The 17,124-nt window shown below is 61.8% G+C and carries 16 protein-coding genes; 10 read left to right on the top strand and 6 right to left on the bottom strand.

Features of this window, described 5'->3' with window-relative positions:
* Positions 1 to 15 precede the first annotated feature (15 nt).
* Positions 16 to 1,899, bottom strand: a complete 1,884-nt coding sequence (locus tag AC1RMF_RS19965) for a putative bifunctional diguanylate cyclase/phosphodiesterase (RefSeq protein WP_493143797.1) — start codon at positions 1,897 to 1,899, stop codon at positions 16 to 18.
* A 174-nt stretch (positions 1,900 to 2,073) separates the two neighbouring features.
* On the opposite strand from AC1RMF_RS19965, the gene AC1RMF_RS19960 reads away from it, so the two are divergent.
* Positions 2,074 to 2,820, top strand: a complete 747-nt coding sequence (locus AC1RMF_RS19960; protein ID WP_342618332.1) for a Crp/Fnr family transcriptional regulator — start codon at positions 2,074 to 2,076, stop codon at positions 2,818 to 2,820.
* Here AC1RMF_RS19960 and AC1RMF_RS19955 read toward each other — a convergent pair.
* Positions 2,809 to 4,764 (bottom strand): methyl-accepting chemotaxis protein, encoded by a 1,956-nt coding sequence (locus AC1RMF_RS19955; RefSeq protein ID WP_493143795.1) that lies wholly within the window; start codon positions 4,762 to 4,764, stop codon positions 2,809 to 2,811. The two genes, AC1RMF_RS19960 and AC1RMF_RS19955, sit on opposite strands and share 12 nt — an antisense overlap.
* A 59-nt stretch (positions 4,765 to 4,823) precedes the next feature.
* Positions 4,824 to 6,056, bottom strand: coding sequence for an HD domain-containing phosphohydrolase (locus tag AC1RMF_RS19950; protein WP_493143793.1), 1,233 nt, complete (start codon positions 6,054 to 6,056; stop codon positions 4,824 to 4,826).
* Positions 6,057 to 6,236: 180 nt separating this feature from the next.
* On the opposite strand from AC1RMF_RS19950, the gene AC1RMF_RS19945 reads away from it, so the two are divergent.
* Positions 6,237 to 6,620: a translational machinery protein gene (locus AC1RMF_RS19945; RefSeq protein WP_493143791.1), complete on the top strand. Its 384-nt coding sequence runs from the start codon at positions 6,237 to 6,239 to the stop codon at positions 6,618 to 6,620.
* A 67-nt stretch (positions 6,621 to 6,687) separates the two neighbouring features.
* Here the strand turns inward: AC1RMF_RS19945 and AC1RMF_RS19940 are convergent, their stop codons facing one another.
* Both AC1RMF_RS19940 and AC1RMF_RS19935 read right to left on the bottom strand, forming a co-directional pair.
* Positions 6,688 to 7,596, bottom strand: coding sequence for an OmpA family protein (locus AC1RMF_RS19940; protein ID WP_493143789.1), 909 nt, complete (start codon positions 7,594 to 7,596; stop codon positions 6,688 to 6,690).
* A gap of 24 nt (positions 7,597 to 7,620) precedes the next feature.
* Positions 7,621 to 8,004, bottom strand: coding sequence for a DUF4398 domain-containing protein (locus AC1RMF_RS19935; RefSeq protein ID WP_342618337.1), 384 nt, complete (start codon positions 8,002 to 8,004; stop codon positions 7,621 to 7,623).
* A 215-nt stretch (positions 8,005 to 8,219) separates the two neighbouring features.
* Between AC1RMF_RS19935 and AC1RMF_RS19930 the strand changes: the two genes are divergently transcribed.
* The 8 genes from AC1RMF_RS19930 (at position 8,220) to AC1RMF_RS19895 (ending at position 16,164) form a co-directional block, all read left to right on the top strand.
* Positions 8,220 to 8,858, top strand: coding sequence for an outer membrane beta-barrel protein (locus AC1RMF_RS19930; protein WP_493143788.1), 639 nt, complete (start codon positions 8,220 to 8,222; stop codon positions 8,856 to 8,858).
* Positions 8,859 to 8,961: 103 nt separating this feature from the next.
* Positions 8,962 to 9,864 (top strand): DnaJ C-terminal domain-containing protein, encoded by a 903-nt coding sequence (locus AC1RMF_RS19925; RefSeq protein ID WP_493143786.1) that lies wholly within the window; start codon positions 8,962 to 8,964, stop codon positions 9,862 to 9,864.
* 1 nt (position 9,865) lies between these two features.
* Positions 9,866 to 10,180, top strand: coding sequence for a chaperone modulator CbpM (locus tag AC1RMF_RS19920; protein ID WP_493143785.1), 315 nt, complete (start codon positions 9,866 to 9,868; stop codon positions 10,178 to 10,180).
* 30 nt (positions 10,181 to 10,210) lie between these two features.
* Complete coding sequence (locus AC1RMF_RS19915) at positions 10,211 to 11,653, top strand: efflux transporter outer membrane subunit (protein WP_493143783.1); 1,443 nt, start codon at positions 10,211 to 10,213, stop codon at positions 11,651 to 11,653.
* Positions 11,650 to 12,984 (top strand): efflux RND transporter periplasmic adaptor subunit, encoded by a 1,335-nt coding sequence (locus AC1RMF_RS19910; protein ID WP_493143781.1) that lies wholly within the window; start codon positions 11,650 to 11,652, stop codon positions 12,982 to 12,984. The genes AC1RMF_RS19915 and AC1RMF_RS19910 overlap by 4 nt, the downstream gene beginning before the upstream one ends.
* A gap of 376 nt (positions 12,985 to 13,360) precedes the next feature.
* Positions 13,361 to 14,113 carry an ABC transporter ATP-binding protein gene (locus tag AC1RMF_RS19905; protein WP_493143780.1) on the top strand — a complete coding sequence of 251 codons (753 nt, stop codon included), beginning with the start codon at positions 13,361 to 13,363 and terminating at the stop codon, positions 14,111 to 14,113.
* Positions 14,113 to 15,324 carry an ABC transporter permease gene (locus AC1RMF_RS19900; protein WP_493143779.1) on the top strand — a complete coding sequence of 404 codons (1,212 nt, stop codon included), beginning with the start codon at positions 14,113 to 14,115 and terminating at the stop codon, positions 15,322 to 15,324. The genes AC1RMF_RS19905 and AC1RMF_RS19900 overlap by 1 nt, the downstream gene beginning before the upstream one ends.
* A 24-nt stretch (positions 15,325 to 15,348) precedes the next feature.
* Positions 15,349 to 16,164 carry a transglutaminase-like domain-containing protein gene (locus AC1RMF_RS19895; RefSeq protein WP_493143777.1) on the top strand — a complete coding sequence of 272 codons (816 nt, stop codon included), beginning with the start codon at positions 15,349 to 15,351 and terminating at the stop codon, positions 16,162 to 16,164.
* 21 nt (positions 16,165 to 16,185) lie between these two features.
* On the opposite strand, the gene AC1RMF_RS19890 is transcribed toward AC1RMF_RS19895, so the two are convergent.
* Positions 16,186 to 17,073: a LysR family transcriptional regulator gene (locus tag AC1RMF_RS19890; protein ID WP_493143775.1), complete on the bottom strand. Its 888-nt coding sequence runs from the start codon at positions 17,071 to 17,073 to the stop codon at positions 16,186 to 16,188.
* Between the last annotated feature and the right edge of the window lie 51 nt (positions 17,074 to 17,124).

Raw genomic sequence — 17,124 nt, 5'->3', positions numbered from 1 at the left:
GCTAACCGATTTCACTCAACATATCTGCAGTGAATCCACACCGCGTCCATGTGCACCTTCGTACGCCGCAAGGAACCGGGCTTGTAAATCGGCGGAAGGCATGGGCCGGGCATGGAAATAGCCTTGCACTTCATCACAGGCATTGATCTGCGTGAACTCGGCTGCGGTTTCCACGCCTTCGGCCACCACCTCCAGCGAGAGGCTTCTGGCCAGGGACACGATGGCATGCACGATGGCCCGGTTAGCGGGCAAGGTGTCAATCCCCCGCACGAAGGACTGGTCAATTTTCAGACGATCAAAAGGAAAGCGCTGCAGATAGCTGAGGTTGGAAAAGCCGGTGCCAAAGTCATCGATGGCGAGCTTGACGCCAATGCCCTTGAGTTCGCGCAAGGTGTGCAGGACTTCATCTGCGTGATGCATCGCGACGTTCTCGGTCAACTCCAGCTCAATGCAACCAGGGTCTACGCCCGTTTCCACAATGGTGGCGCGCACCGTGTCGATGAAGTCCTCGCGGCGGAACTGCACAGCCGAGATGTTGACGGCCATGCGCAGCGGCAGCTTGTGGCTGGTGTGCCAGGCACTCTGCTGCTGACAGGCTTCCTGCAGGACCCACTTGCCGATGTCAACAATCATTCCGCTGTTCTCTGCGATTCCGATGAAGGCAGACGGCAGCAGCAGTCCCCTGCGCGGGTGTTGCCAGCGGACCAGGGCTTCGACACCGACAATGGCGCCCGTGGTCACGCTCACCTGCGGCTGGTAGTGCAGCACCAGCTCCTTGCGTTCAATCGCGTGACGGAGTTCCGCCTCCAGCGACAGGTTGTCGGTGGAATGCATGGACAGTCCGGGCCGGTAGATGCGGTAGGCATTGCGGCCACTCACCTTGGCCTCGTACATGGCAGCGTCGGCCTTTGCCAACAGGTTGTCACTGTTCTTCTCGTCCGTCGGGTACACGGACAGCCCCAGGCTGACGGTAATGAATACCTCGCGGTCCAGAATATTGAAAGGAGCCGCAAAGGATTCCACGATCCGTTGCGCGGTGATGTTGGCATCGCTGGCCAGCTCCAGGTTCTGCAGCAGGACTGCAAACTCGTCACCACCCAGGCGGGCCACGGTGTCATTGCCGCGTATGCAATTGCCCAGCCGCTCGGCAACGGCCTGCAGCAGAAAGTCGCCAAAGCGGTGCCCCATGGTGTCGTTGATCTGCTTGAAGCGATCCACGTCGATGAACATGACGGCAACCAGCGTGTTGTTTCGATCGCACTCCCGGCAAGCCATCTGCAGGCGATCGTTCATCAGCATGCGGTTGGGGATTTGCGTCAACTGGTCGTAATGCGCCAGGTAGTAGAGCTCCGCCTGTTTGCGCTGGGTGATGTGGTTGAGCAGGTCGTGCCCGTTTCCCACGCCCAGGTATCTGTCGTTCAAGGTCACCACAAAACCGCTGACCATATGGCGCATGCCGGCGTCGATGATGATGGCTGCCACGTCGTCAATGCTGGTAGCCGCATCCACCACAATCGGTTGCATGTTGATGAACTCGACCTCGTCCCCGAGCTGATCGAGCCGCTTCTTTCCAAAAAGCTCGTTGGAATACAGGCGACTGAAATACTCGATATAGGCGTAGCGCTCGATCAGCGCATAGGGCCTCTCCTCGTCGTCGACCACCGGAAGCGCTGCAAGGTCTTCGTTTTCAAGGAACAGCTTGAGCACTTCGCTGCAGAGCATGGAACCCTGTACCGGTGTCAGAACCTGGTGCAACTGCCTCACGGACGGAGGCTCTTGCATTGATTTGGAATTCAGATAGGCATTTCTTCCACCGCCTGCATGGAACGGACCAACGTGCGCCAACTTGATAGACGCAGCGCTGAACCAGGCAGCGGCGCCGGATTCTGATTTGAGCATGGATATTCCCGTGTGGCTTGAGTGACAAGCTTTGCAGAAAGTCATTGCATTTCCGTGACAGGGAGCCAACTTCGGCTGGCTATTCGCACTACCGAAGGCAATGCTTTTGGGTCAGGAGTACCATGGGAGCATCCCGTATAGCAAAACGGACGCTCGAAACCTAATAAAGTCTATTTGACCAAAGCACTTCCCCACACCGCCCCCGATCCCCGCCTGAACCAGATCCTTGCCGCACTGCCAGCGGCAGACTATGCGCGACTGCTACCTGACCTGGAGCGAGTGCCCTTGCCACGACGATGGACCATGTCTGAGTCTGGCGACCATGTCAACTACCTGCACTTTCCCACCTCCGGCATTGTTTCCTTGATCTATGCACTCGAAGATGGTTCATCCAGCGAGATTGCGCTGGTTGGCAACGAAGGGCTGATCGGCATCTCCATCTACATGGGCGGTGACAGCCTTCCTTCCAGCACCGAGGTGCAATGCGCCGGAGAGGCCTACCGCCTGAGCCGCAAAGTCATGAAGCACGAGTTCGCGCTGGGCGGCAAGCTGCAGCATCTGGCGCTGCTGTACACGCAGGCACTGATCGTCCAGACATCGCAAATGGCGGTGTGCAACCAGCACCATTCGGTGGAGCAGCGTTTTTGCCGTTGGGTTCTGATGACGGTAGACCGGCTGCAGGGTGACAAGATGGCCGTCACCCACGAACAAATCTCGCTGCTGCTGGGTGTCAGGCGTGAAAGCGTCAGCCTGACGGCTGCAGCGCTGCAGAACGACGGACTGATCTCCTGCGCCCGCGGCAGCATCACCGTGGTGGACCGCGCCCAACTCGAAGAGCGCGTGTGCGAATGCTATCTGGCCGTCAAGCAGGAGTGCGAGCGCCTGCTGCCTCCCCAGCACACGCCGAAGTCAGCTGCTTAGGTAGGTCGTTCCGCCCAAAGGTGGCAACCGAAAAATGGACACAACGTCCACCAGTTCCTTCGCCTGAGACTTGAGACTGACGGCGGCAGCGGCGATCTGCTCCACCAGCGCCGCGTTCTGCTGCGTCACCGAATCCATCTGCTTGACCGCTTCATCCACCTGCGACACACCGGTGCTTTGTTCGCTGCTGGCCGTGCTGATCTCGCCCATGATGGCGGCCAGACGCGCAATGGTCTGGACGATTTCCTGCATGGTGGTGCCGGCCCGGTCCACCAGGTCGGTTCCCTTTTCCACCCGCTCCACACTGGCGGTGATCAGCATCTTGATTTCCTTGGCAGCCTCCGCGCTGCGTCCTGCCAGTGACCGCACTTCGGACGCCACCACCGCAAAGCCGCGGCCCTGCTCACCTGCGCGCGCGGCCTCCACCGCAGCGTTGAGCGCCAGGATGTTGGTCTGGAACGCAATGCCGTCGATGACGCCGATGATGTCGCTGATCTTGCGGCTGGATTCGTTGATGCCACGCATGGTGTCCACCACCTGCCCCACCACCTCTCCACCATGAACCGCCACGCTGGACGCCTGTATGGCCAACTGATTGGCCTGCTGCGCGCTGTCCGCGTTCTGCTTGATGGTGGAATCCAGCTCTTCCATGCTGGCCGAAGTTTCCTCCAGCGCGCTGGCCTGGCTTTCGGTGCGTGCAGAAAGGTCCTGGTCTCCTTGTGCGATTTCCGAGCTGGCAGTGGCAATACTCTCAGAACCGTGGCGCACCCGGGCTACCACGCCAGCCAGGTGGTCCCGCATCTGGGTCAATGACAGCATCAGCTGTCCCAGCTCATTGGTTCCGCGCACCGGAACGGCCACGGTCAGATCCCCCTCGGCCACGGCCTTGGCCACTGCTACGGCCTCATGCACCGGGTCGGTGATGCTGCGGATGAACGCCATGGACAGTGCCACGGCCCCAGCGCCACACACCAGCAAGACCAGCAGCACCAGATAGGTCCGACTCTGCAATTGGCTTGCATTGGCTTCCAACCGCTCGGTCAACGCTTTCATGGCCAAGGCATTGAACTCGAACAAGCCATCAATGGTGCGCGTGAACTCGTCGAAGTAGTCGGTTGCGGCCAGCTTGACTTCGCTGGCACCTATGATTTCCTTGCTCGCCAGGTCCAGTGCCTTGTCCACAGCGGCGCTGCCTGCATCCGCGCTGGACTGCAGCGCGCTCTTCATGTCGGGATTGGTGTCGGTGGCTTTCTTCAGGTTGCGGAACATGTCGCCCTGCAACTGGCGGGCGCGATTTTGCAGGCCGGTGAGTACGGCCTTGCCCTCCGGGGGTACGCTGCCCAGCGTAAGGAAACTGCTGCCTTGCGCCCGCATGACGCCCAGGTTTTCGGATAGCCACGGCATGTTGACGAGTGAGGCCTGGATCAGGAAGTAGGTATCCACATTGGGGTCCAGGCTGAGGCCAAACTCATCAATGAGCTGCTCACTCAGCAGTAGCTCACCTGCTACCAACTGGGTGTGCAACTTGGTGCTCTCGGGAGCCTTGAGCTCCTTGCTGGAGACGCCTTGCTCGACCGAGGACCACGCCTTGCGCAACTCTTCCCAATGACCCATGACTTTCGGCGACGCCCCCACGCCCTTGAGCTCACCATCCAGTGCGGACATGGCGGCCGCCACCTTGTCACGCATGGCCGGTCTGCGCGCGGCCAGCGCTTCGTTACCGCTCAGCATGGCTGCCGAAAGGCCTCGGTGCGACTGGGTGAACTGCACCAGATGGTTGAGCAGGACCAAGGACTGTATGCCGCGGGCCTCTGTCTGTGCAGCACGGGTGTCCTGCAACGAACGGTTGAAGTACAGAGTGGTTGGCAGCAGGACCATCAGGATTGCAATGGTGCCCAGAATGGCAAACTTCTGTGCCAAGCCCAGCCTATGTAGCAGCTTCATCTTGTATCTCCCTCATTAAAATTTTTTGGTCTGCCCGTACGCCCCGGGCGATCAAGCCGTCAACGCTCGCCGGATATCGCGACCTCGTGGCATTCAGCCAGATGGGTTTCAATTGCTTCTACAACGCTTGCATCCAGCTTGCCGTTCGCGGCCTGCTCTTTCAGTATCAGCAGGATTTCTGCCGGCGGCAACGGGTCGCGGTATGGGCGTCGTTGGGCCAGAGCCTGGAATACATCGGAAGTGGCAATGATGCGGCTCTCCAGCGATATTTCGCCGTTGGACTTGTGGTACGGATAGCCGCTGCCATCGATGCGTTCGTGATGCTGCCCGGCCCACAGTGCAATCTCCTCCAGACCATGGATATTCTTGAGGATGTTGTAGGTATCGAAGCTGTGTCGCTTGACGCTGGCGTACTCCAGCAGCGTGAGCTTGCCCCGCTTTTCCAGCAGCTCATCAGGCACGCGCAGCTTGCCCAGGTCATGCAGCAGGCCGGCAAGTTCCAGCATTTCGCAGGTGCGCTCCGGCAGCGCAAACATCTGCCCCAGATAGCGGGCTAGCGCAGCCACACCTTCGGAATGCTTGCGTGTGAAGGAGCTCTTGGCATCGACTATGCGAGAGAAGACACGTACCAGACTGCGCAGCACCTGGAAGTCGATCTCCACATCGTTCGACTCGAACACCCAGCGCGCCACATAGCCGCTGACATGCTCGCTCTCCAGCGCGAACCAGAACCCTTCCTGGGTGGACACCGCCATGAAGCAGTCCACCAGAAGGGGATGGAACCAATCGTCCCGCTTCTCCAGAATGCGGTTGCGCACCGTGTCCTTCAGCAGCAGCAGGTTACTGGACGTGCCGCGCGCATTCAGGCACGCAATATCGATGCGGTCAGCAAGGTAGATGCAGTTGGCAGCCAGCTTGTCTTCTTCGGAGAGTGCAATGCCCTTGAGCTCCTCCCAGTGCGTGTGGTGGTAGCGCACCATATTGCCCAGCGGGTTCAGCAGATTGCAGGACGCGATGAGCTCGGCACCAAGAATGCAGTGCTCTGCTTCGTTCTCCCACTCAAACTGGGCCAGACGGGCATGGATCTGGGTCTTGGAAACACCGCAATCGTGAAGAATGGCGCCCTGGAACAGGTCATCCAGACGACGCCGGCTCCAGCCAGCGTACTTTGCAATCTCGGCGGCGATGTAAGCGACTCGTTTCCCGTGATGGATATGCGTCACGCCTACCAGGTCCAACGCATCCGACAGGGAGTAGATGGCCTCATGCAAATTGATCCGAAAGCTCGACAAAATTTCTCCCGTAGAGGCGTTACTGTACAAGGCAGTTTAGCGATTCGGGTCGGAAATGTCCCTGCATTCTTGACTTGGATCATTGCAATGTGTGTATGTGCGAGCTTTCGGGTGCTGGCGAACACACAAACCACCTCTACAGGAGCATGATGAAAACGACAATTTCGCAAGGAGAGCAACATGTCCCACTATCACGCCATCGTCTGGATCGACCATGTGCAAGCCCATGTCATGCACATCAGCCCGGATGATGTGGAGAAGTCCGTCATCCAGCCACACCACCCGCACCACAAGGTGCATTCCAAGGTGGGCACCCTGGGCGATGGCCGCGCGCCGGAAGACCAGGACTACTACCACCATGTGGTGCAAGCCCTGGAAGGCGCCAGCGAAATCCTCATCGTCGGCCCTTCGCAAGCCAAGCTGCAGCTCATCAAGCACATCCATGCCCATGACGCAGGTCTGGTGGACAAGATCGTGGGCGTGGAAAGCATAGACCACCCCACGGATGGTCAACTGGTGGCCTATGCGCGCAAGTACTTCCAGAAGAAGGACCAGATGATCTAGAGCCGCCCACAACGCAAAAAGCGCCCCGCTTGCATATCCTGCAAGCGGGGCGCTTTTGCTTTTGGGGCTAGCGGGCCTGGATCGCGCCGGTCTCGTCTGACAGCGATATCTCCACGCGCCGGTTGAGCTGGCGGTTTGCCGCTGTGTCGTTGGCAGCCACAGGCATGGCTTCTCCCTTGCCGCGGATAGCAATGCGGTCGCTGGCGATGCCCATTTCCAGAAGGCCAGTGCGCACGGCATTGGCACGGCGCTCCGACAATTCCTGGTTGTGTGCCGTGGTTCCGGTGCTGTCGGTAAAGCCTTCCACCAACACCTTGCGGCTGGGGTTCTGCTGCAGCAGCGTGGCCAGCTTCTGTGCGCTGCGCATGCCTTCGGCATTCAGGCGCGCCAGGTCGGTTCCAAACAGTACGTCACCCAATGTGATGACGATGCCGTGGTCGGTCTTCTTGGCGGCCAGTTCATTGAGCTGCGCCTGCAGCTGCGCATTGCGGTCCTGCGCATTCCTTGCCGCAAGCTGTGCCGCCGCAGCATCGGCCTGCGCTGTCTCGGTGATCTGGCGTGCGCCATTGGCATCCATCTGGGCTTGTTGGGCCAGCAACTTGGCGCGGTCCGCTTCGGCCGTGCGCTGGTTCAGCAGCATCTGGTCGCGCTGCTTGCCCGCATCGGCGCTTTCCGCTTCAGCCGACTTCTGCTTGGTCACTTCCCATGCCAGTGCAATCTTCTGCTTGGCGATATAGGTCAGCTTGTCGACCTTTTCCTGGCTGTCCTTGTGGTCAGCCGACGCATTGGCCTGCGCCAACGCGTCGCCAGCCTGCTGCAGCTCCAGCGGTGCATAGGTTGCGGCCTTCGGGCTGGACTGGACGACGCGGTAGTCTTCGCGTGCCTGGTCCAACAGGCTGGTCGATGGGGTGGTACTGCAGGCCGCGGCCAGCAGGGAGGCAGCCAGCAGGCTGAGTGTGAGGTGGTAGTTTTTCATGGTTGTTTCCTTGGGGTTTAAGCACTATTTGCTATTGCGTTCCAGCTCTTCGCGCAGCACGCGGATGTCGTCCTGTAGCGCGTCGGCCTGGGCCCGTGCCTTGGCCGAGTCAGCCTTGCCTTGCGCCAGCTTGGCGTCGGCCTGGGCTTGGCTGGACAGGCTCATGGCCAGCTTGTAATCCTTGGCCGCAAGCGCCTTGTTGGCCAAGGCCAGCTTGTCGCGTGCTGCCGTCATTTCTGCGGGTGCATATTCCAGCGCACCGGCGCCGCTGGCACTGGTCACTGCCGCATTGGATACGGCCACATCTGCCGTAGCCGGTGCCTTCATGCTGGTGCAGCCCACTGCCAGCAGGATGGCCATTGCGCTCATCACAGGGGCAGCCCAGTTTCTTACTACATACATAGTCATCGTGTTTCTCCATGGATCTGATGGGCCCCGGTGAAGTCACTGGGGGTCCCTGCGTTTGTAGGTGTTAGCTGCATGCACGTCCGTGCGCTGGCGCACCGGCCACCGGTTTGGCGTGGTCAACCTATGCCAATGCGCGCTGACGCACAGATGAAAGGCTGTAACAGGAACACATTCGCAGGGTGTTCTTCAACTACAACCCACAAGGAATCAGCACCATGCTCAAACTCCAACACCTCAACACCTTGCCGCTACGCATGCTGCCCGCCGCCGCACTGGCTGTGGCCGCACTTGCAAGTACCGGCACCGCACTGGCACAGCAGACCTACAAGCCCGCCGGTCCTGCCGCCTCCATGCTCACACCCGGTGACACCTATGTCTCGCTGAGCGCTGGCACTGCCGACCTGTCACGCCCCATCACGGCCTTCGGCCTGTTCGGTGGCAACCAGCAAGGCCAGGCCTATGGCGTTGCCATTGGCAACTACTTTGCCAACCACAACTACGGCGTGGAACTGGGCTACACCGACTTCGGCAAGGTCAACCGCTACGGTGGCAGCACCAAGGTGGATGGCATCAACCTGAGCCTGATTGGTCGCATGCCGCTCAATGCCAGCTTCAACCTGCTGGGCAAGGTCGGCACCACCTATGGCCGCACCGATGTCTCCACCGATGCCGCCAACAGCAATATGGCTGGCGGTGAACGTGGCTTCGACTGGTCTTACGGCATTGGCGCCGAATTGCTGATCACACCGCAGTGGTCCGCCGTACTCCAGTACGAGGAGCATTTCGTCAAGTACCCCACCACGGGCAGCGAACGGGTGAGCGACACCACCCTGGGTGTGCGTTACCACTTCTAAGCCAACAGGAACCACCTGATGTGCTGCACACCCTGCACCGGAACAGTGTTGTTCCGGTGCAGGGTGTGTACCTGCGTTTGCGCTACTTCACCAGAGCCATTGCATGAAATACGTTGACTACTACGCCGCGCTGGGGTTGCCCCGTGATGCCGATCTGGCTCAGATCAAGAAAGCGTATCGGGCACTGGCCCACCAATACCACCCGGACGTCTCCAAACACCCTGAGGCGGAAGAGAAATTCAAGAATGCAGCCGCTGCCTACGCCACGCTGAAGAACCCGGAAAAGCGCGCCGCCTACGACGCGCTGGGCCCCCAGGTGGAGGGTGCGAACATGGATGCGCCGCAGCACGCACAGCGCGGCGCGCATTTTGAGGACATGGACCTCTCGGACTTTCTGGACAGCCTGAGCAAAGGTGGCATGTTTGGCGAACGCCATAGCCGCGCACGTGGACCACAACGCGGCCAGGACATGGAAGACACGGTGCTGGTCAGTCTGGAGCAGGCCCTGCACGGGGCCACCATGAACATGGTGCTCACCGAGAACGGTGAGCGCCGTGAACTGGAAGTCACCATTCCTGCCGGTGTGCGCGCCGGGCAAAAACTGCGCCTGCGCGGCAAGGGTGGGCGTGGCCACAACGGAGGGGTCGATGGCGATTTCTATCTGCACATCGAGTTGACCCCGCACGCGCGCTTTCGGGTGGACCATCAGGATTTGTACTTTGATCTGGCGCTGTCCCCATGGGAAGCCATGCTGGGCGCCGAGGTCAAGGTGCCCACGTTGGATGGCGAAGTGCTGCTGACCGTGCCACCGGGTACCGGCAGTGGCAAGAAGTTGCGCCTGCGCGGACACGGGCTGCCGCTGGGCACTGCTGCCAAGCGCGGCGATATGTATGCGCTGGTGCGTGTGGATGTCCCCAAGCACCTCAGCGCCCAGGAGCAGACCTTGCTCGAAGAGCTTTCGCGCATTTCCACCTTTGCACCCCGCTCCACTTCAACCGGAAATTGACATGAACGCCCCTTCCCTGGATGAACTTGCCCCCTTCAGCGTCAGCTTTGCGGAGCTGTCCATTGCATGCTCCCTGAGTGTTGCCGAACTGCAGGAGCTGGTGGAGTACGGCGCCTTGCAGCCGGTGGACGCAACCCAGGCGGAGCCTGCCTTTGCCATCAGCTATCTGGAGCCCTTGCGCACAGCCGGAAAATTGCGGCTGGACTACGACCTGGATTTGTTTGTGGTGGTCATCGTGATGGACTACCTGAACCGCATCGGACAGTTGGAGGCCCAACTGCGCAGTCTGCAGGCCCAAAGCATGTCGGCGCACTGAATGCCCGAACGGCTCTTCGGACTCCTTGCCATGGCCCATCATCCCGCACGCACGCAAAGCCGACTGTGGCTTGTGGCCGTGCTGGGATTGGCACTGGCCGGCTGTGCCAACTCACCCACTTCCCCGCGCGAACGCGTGCCTCTGGACGTGCCACTGACATGGTCCACACCCTCCATAGGCCTCAATGACGCGCCCATCAACCTGCCGCAATGGTGGCTGCAGTTTGCCGATCCGCAGCTGACCGATCTGATCACTCAGGCGCTGGACGCCAATACCGACATCCTGTTGGCACGCGCTGCCGCACAACAAGCCCTGGCCGCCCGCGACACCGCCGCCGCTGCCACATCCCCCACGCTGAGCTTCTCCACCAGCGCACAACGCAGCTTCACAGGCGATGGTGGCAAGACCGACCTGTTGCAAGCCGGCCTGATCGGCAACCTGGACACGGATATCTTTGGTGCGCAGGGGAGCGCACTGGACGCCAGCACATCGGCCTTGCAGGCCACCCGCATGCGCCTGGGGCAAGCGCAGTCCCAGGTAGCCGCCAACGTGGCGCTAACCTACATCAGCCTGCGCAGTGCGCAAGTGCGCCTGTCCATTGCCAGCGACAACCTGGCCAGTCAGCTCGAGACACTGCAAATCACCCGCTGGCGCAATCAGGCCGGCCTGATCGGCAATGTCGAAGTCGAACAGGCCCTGGTCGCCGCAGGCCAGACCCGCGCCCAGCTGGCACCGTTGCGCAATGTGCGCGATACCGCCATGCACAGCCTGGCCGCACAACTGGGCAAGCCGCCCATGGCGCTGGTCACCGTACTGTTGCCCGTCAGCAGACTGCCGCAGGCGCCACCCAGCATGCCCACCGGTACGCCACGCAGCGCACTGGATATGCGAGCCGATGTGCGCGCTGCCAAATTCGAAGTCGACCGATCTCTGGCCCTGGTGGAGCAGGCACGCGCCGCGCGCCTGCCCAAGCTGGCACTGGGTGCCAATCTGGGTGTGGGAGCTGCTACGTTGCAAGCGCTCTCCACCAGCGCAGCCGCTGTGGGTGCGCTCGCGCTCAGCCTGACGGGGCCGATACTGGACGGCGGCGCAGGCGAGGCCAACGTGCGCCTGCAGCAAGCCGCCCTGGTACAAGCCCAGACCAATTACCGCGCAGCCGAGTTGCTGGCCTTGCAGCAATCGGAAGATGCCATGGGCACCTTGCGCTCCGACCAGGAGCAACTGGCACTGCTGCAGCAACTTGCGCTGGCAGCAGGTAATGCCGCAACGCTGGCACGGCAGCAGTTTGAGGCGGGCCTGGTGGACTTCCAGGTCGTGCTGGAAACCCAGCGCAGCCTGCTCAGCATCCAGACCAGCCTGGCCCAGTCCTATGCCGACGTCAGCACCGACCAGGTCCATATCTACAGCGCGCTCGGTGGCGGCTGGAACCCCAATGCGCCCGCTGTGGGCGCCACACCGACACCCTCCCCATGACCGAAGAACACACCAGCCCGCCGACCGTGCCCGCCACTGACGCAACGGCCAACCCCATCAACGTGCTGCTGGATGTGGGCACCCCGCCACCCTGGTACCGCCGCGTCTGGGTCTGGTCTCTGGTCGCCGCACTGGCGCTGGGCGGCGGGCTGTGGTGGTACTTGCACAGCCGTGCACTGGCCAAGGCTGCACCACACTATGTGACTGAGGCCGCCGCACGCGGCAGCCTGACGCTGACGGTGCTGGCCAACGGCACCATCCAGCCGACACGCTCCATCAACATCGGCAGCGAGCTCTCGGGTACCGTGCTGGAGGTGCGCGTGGACGTGAACGACAAGGTCAAGAAAGGCCAGGTCATGGTGGTACTGGATACCGCCAAACTGAGCGACCAGATCCTGCGCTCCACTGCCACGCTCACCGGCTCCACCGCACGCGTGGCGCAAGCCGACGCCACCGTCAAGGAAGCGCGTGCTGCACTGGCGCGACTGGAAGAAGTGGCACGCATATCCAATGGCCGCGTGCCTGCGCGCAGCGAACTCGACAGCGGTCGTGCTACGCTGGACCGCGCCGTGGCCGACGCCGACAGCGCACGCGCCGTGGTAAGCGACTCGCAGGCTGCACTGGCACTGGACCGCATCAACCTGGCCAAGGCCTCCATCACCGCTCCAGCGGACGGCATCGTGCTGACCCGCACGGTAGACCCTGGCAATGCAGTGGCCGCATCGCTGCAGGCCGTCACCCTGTTCACCCTGGCAGAAGACCTCACCAAGTTACGTTTATGGGCCTATGTGGACGAGGCCGATGTGGGCGTGGTCAAGACCGGCCAGGAAGCCAGCTTCACCGTCAGCGCCTACCCGGTGCGCAAGTACCCGGCACGCATCACGCGCGTAGGCTTTGGCTCCACCATCACCGACAACGTGGTGACCTACCTCACCTATCTGGACGTGGACAACAAGGACCTGAGCCTGCGCCCCGGCATGACGGCCAGTGCCAGCATCATCGCCACCAGGCGCGATGACGTGCTGCTGGTGCCCAACACGGCGCTGCGTTTCTCACCCGCCAGTTCCGCTTCCACGCTGGCCGCCGCTGCAGCCAAGGGCGGTGCCTTTGCCAACATGGGTCCGCGCATACCCGGCGGCAACCGCCATGCTGCGGCCCAAGGTGCCAGCACGGCCAGTGCCAAGGAGGTCTGGGTATTGCAGGACGGCAAGGCGGTCGCCGTGGCGGTGGTGCCGGGCATCAGTGACGGCCACTACACCGAGATCACGGGCGGTGACTTGAAGGTGGGGATGCTGGTCATCACCGATCAGAAAAGCGAGGCCGTCAAATGAGTGGCTTGGTACAGATACCTGACATGGCGGTTGCCAGAGTCGCGGTCGTTTCCGGGGCGTGTGCGTCCGGACTGCGGTCGACGCGGCACTCAGTGCCGTTCGTGTCCCCCGGCCTGCGGCCTCCTCCTTTACATCACCGCACAGAGCGCCACGCCGCCCGCAGTCAACCACCATTGTTGGCACGCAAAAGGTATTCAGACGTTTCGCACAAGTCGTGTTCGCTGCTGCTGGCACTGGGGCGGATGGTGCAGCGAAATAAAGGAGGAGGCCGCAGGCCGGGGGACATTCACGGAACCGTCTGCCCCAGTGCCAGCGGCATACACATAGCTCTGCAGCCGGTTTCTTTCAGCAGCAGCGTCAACAAGGCGACATTCCCATGACCGACCTGCTGATCCAGCTGCGCCAGGTCACACGCCGCTACGGCCAGGGCGCGAACGAACTGCTGGCGCTCAAAGGCATTGACCTCGACATCCACGCCGGCGAGTTTGTGGCCATCATGGGGCCCAGCGGATCGGGCAAGTCCACTGCGATGAATGTGCTGGGCTGCCTGGACACACCCACCTCGGGCGAGTACCTGTTCATGGGTGCCCATGTGGAATCGCTGCAGCGTGACCAGCGCGCACGCCTGCGCCGGCGCTACCTGGGGTTTGTGTTCCAGGGCTTCAACCTGCTGGCGCGCACCTCGGCACAAGAGAATGTCGAACTTCCCCTGCTCTACCGCGGCGACGATGCCGTCGCGCGCCGCACCAAGGCAGCCAAGGCCCTGGAATCGGTAGGCCTGGGTGGCTGGGAGAAGCACACACCGGCTGAGCTCAGTGGCGGCCAGCAGCAGCGTGTGGCCATTGCGCGCGCCATAGCGACCGAGCCTGCCGTGGTACTGGCCGACGAGCCTACCGGCAATCTGGACACGCAGCGCAGCCACGAGATCATGGGCCTGCTGCTGGCACTCAACCGCGACCAGGGCATTACCGTGCTGATGGTCACGCACGAACCCGACATGGCGGCCTACGCGCGACGCATGGTGCATTTTCTGGATGGGCGCATCGTCAAGGACGAGGCCAATACCAACCCGACCACCGTGATGCCTACCGACCTGGCCACACCGTCCGACACGGCGGGCACCACCTGATGCTGTTCAACGTCTTCATGCTCGCCCTGCGTTCGGTACAGCGCAATATGCTGCGCTCGTTCCTGACCATTCTGGGCATTGTCATTGGCGTGTCCGCCGTGATCACCATGGTGACGCTGGGCAATGGTGCGACTGCGTCGGTGGCTGCCAAGATTTCCGGCCTGGGCACGAATCTGCTGATGGTGTCGCCAGGCCAGCGCCAAGGTGGCAACGGCGGTGGCGGTGTGGCGCAGTTCACCGAAAACGATGCGCTGGCCATTGGCGGCGAAATCGGCGGCGTACGCGCCATCGCGCCGCTGGCGCGTACCTCCGCCACGGTGGTGGCCAATGGGCCCAACTGGGTTACCACGGTGGTAGGCAGTACCAACGCCTGGTTTGACACCGGCAACTGGGTGATGGCCAGCGGGCGCATCTTCAGCGAAGAAGAGCAGTTGGGCGGCTCGGCTGTGTGCATCGTGGGCGAGAGCGTGCGCCGCGAAATCTTCGGCGGCGCCATCGGGCAGACCGGGCTGGGCCAGCTGCTGCGGGTGAAACAGTTTTCCTGCACCGTGGTGGGCATTCTGGTGGCCAAGGGCCAGGGCGGCGCGGGCGACCAGGACGACACTGTGGTGCTGCCGCTGCACACCTTGCAGCGCCGCGTCACCGGCAGCCGCAAGGTCAGCATGCTGATGATTTCCATGGAGGAAGGCAGCGACAGCAAACCACTCAAGGCCAGCCTGACCCAGTTGCTGCGCGAGCGCCGCAAGCTGGCCGAGAGTGACGACGACAACTTCAACATCTTCGATACCCAGCAACTGGCCGAGACGCTGTCCAGCACCATGGGCGTTCTGACCAATCTGCTGGGCGCGGTGGCTGCCGTCAGCCTGCTGGTGGGCGGCATTGGCATCATGAACATCATGCTGGTGAGCGTGACCGAGCGCACCCGCGAGATCGGCCTGCGTCTGGCCATAGGCGCGCTGGAGCGCGAGGTGCTGCTGCAGTTCCTGATCGAGTCGGTGGTGCTGTCAGCACTGGGCGGGATGATCGGCATCCTGATCGCCACCGGTGCTTCCTTTGCGCTGTCGGGCTACATGGATGTACCCTACAGCTTCGACATCCAGATCAACATCCTGTCCTTTGTATTTTCCGCAGGCATAGGCGTGCTGTTTGGCTACTTTCCGGCCCGACGGGCTGCGCGCATGGACCCGATCGAGGCGCTGCGCCACGAATAACTCTTTACAGAAAGCACCCATCCCATGCTCCATATGAAAGTCGGCTTTGAAATCGAGTTCAACTGCCCTGCCCCCACACCCATGCTGCTGGCCCTGCATGTGCACAGCTCGCGTGCGGCCGACCTGTTGCAGCCCGAGCAACTGCACAGCTATCCGCCAGTGCCCATCCATTACTACCACGACATGTTCGGCAATTACTGCGGCCGCATCGTGGCGCCTGCAGGCTCGCTGGTGTTGCACAACGATGCATGGATAGGCGATAGCGGCCTGCCCGATACTTACGCACCCTGGGCTATGCAACTGCCGGTCGAGCAGTTGCCTGAGGACACGCTGGTGTATCTGCTGGGCAGCCGCTACTGCGAAACGGACTTGCTCAGCGAGATGGCCTGGCAGCGCTTTGGCCATGGCCCCATGGGTTGGGAGCGGGTGCAGGCGATCTGCGACTTTGTGCACGAGCACATTGCGTTCGGCTACCAGCACGCACGCCGGACCCGCACCGCCTGGGAGGCCTACAACGAGCGCCGCGGCGTATGCCGCGACTATGCCCATCTGGCCATTGCCATCTGCCGCTGCATGAACATCCCGGCACGCTACTGCACCGGCTACCTGGGCGACATCCGCATTCCACCCATCCCCGCGCCCATGGACTTTGCCGGCTGGTTTGAAGCCTATCTGGGCGACCAGTGGTACACCTTCGATGCGCGCAACAACACGCCGCGCATTGGCCGTGTGTTGATGGCCCGGGGCCGCGATGCCTGCGATGTGGCACTGGCCACCACCTTTGGTGCCAACACGTTGCAGCGCTTTCAGGTGTGGGCGGATGAAGTGCCCATGCGGTAAGGGTGCACGCCCGGCCGTGCGTCAGCTCACTTCCTTGAGCACATGCTGCTTGAACGCCAGTGCCAGCGGCGACAGCTTCTTGCTAGCCGGGTGCACGATGTGCCATGCCGAGGTCAGCGGGAAGCCCTCGATATCGATGACACGCACACCGTGCTCCTTCTGCAAACCATGCAGCGCGTGGCGTGACACCACGCCCACGCCCAAGCCACCCGCGACAGACTCCTTGACCGCTTCGTTGCTGCCCAGCTCCAGGCGCACATCGGGGCGGAACTTCTGCTTGCGGAAGAACTGGTCACCGGCCATGCGCGTGCCGGAGCCCTTTTCGCGCAAAATGAAGCGGCGCTCGGCCAGTGCCTGTAAGGGCACCTGCTTGCGTTTGGTCAGCGGGTCGGTGGTGGACGCGATCACCACAATGGGGTTGGGCATGAACACTTCGTCGCCCAAGTCCATATCCACCGGTGGCATGGACATGATGTAGAGGTCATCCAGGTTCTCGCGCAGGCGTTGCACCACGCCGTCGCGGTTGAGAATCTGCAGCGACACATCAATCTCCGGATGCCGCGTGCAGAAGCTGCCGATCAGACGCGGCATGAAGTACTTGGCGGTGCTGACCACGGCTACACGCAGCTTGCCGCGCGACAGGCCCTTGATCGCATCCACGTTCTGCGCAAACCCGTCCCATGCCTGGGCCACGGCGCGCGCCGTGGTGGCCAGCTCCTTGCCCACATCGGTGAGGTAGATCTTCTTGCCCACCACCTCGTACAGCGGCAGCCCGACGGATTGCGCCACTTCCTTGAGCTGCATGGAAGCCGTGGGCTGCGTCACATGCATGGCCTTGGCAGCCGCGCTGACGCTGCCGGTATCGGCCAATGCCAGGAACAGTCGCAGTTGACGGAAGGTGATATTCATAGAGTTTTATCTATTCATGATGGTATGAGAATCGATTTTACAAAATAGCAC

It is taken from the genome of Rhodoferax sp. GW822-FHT04A08, from assembly GCF_058801025.1.
Note: the sequence above shows the minus strand (reverse complement) of the source record. Positions and strands in the feature narration are given on the sequence as shown.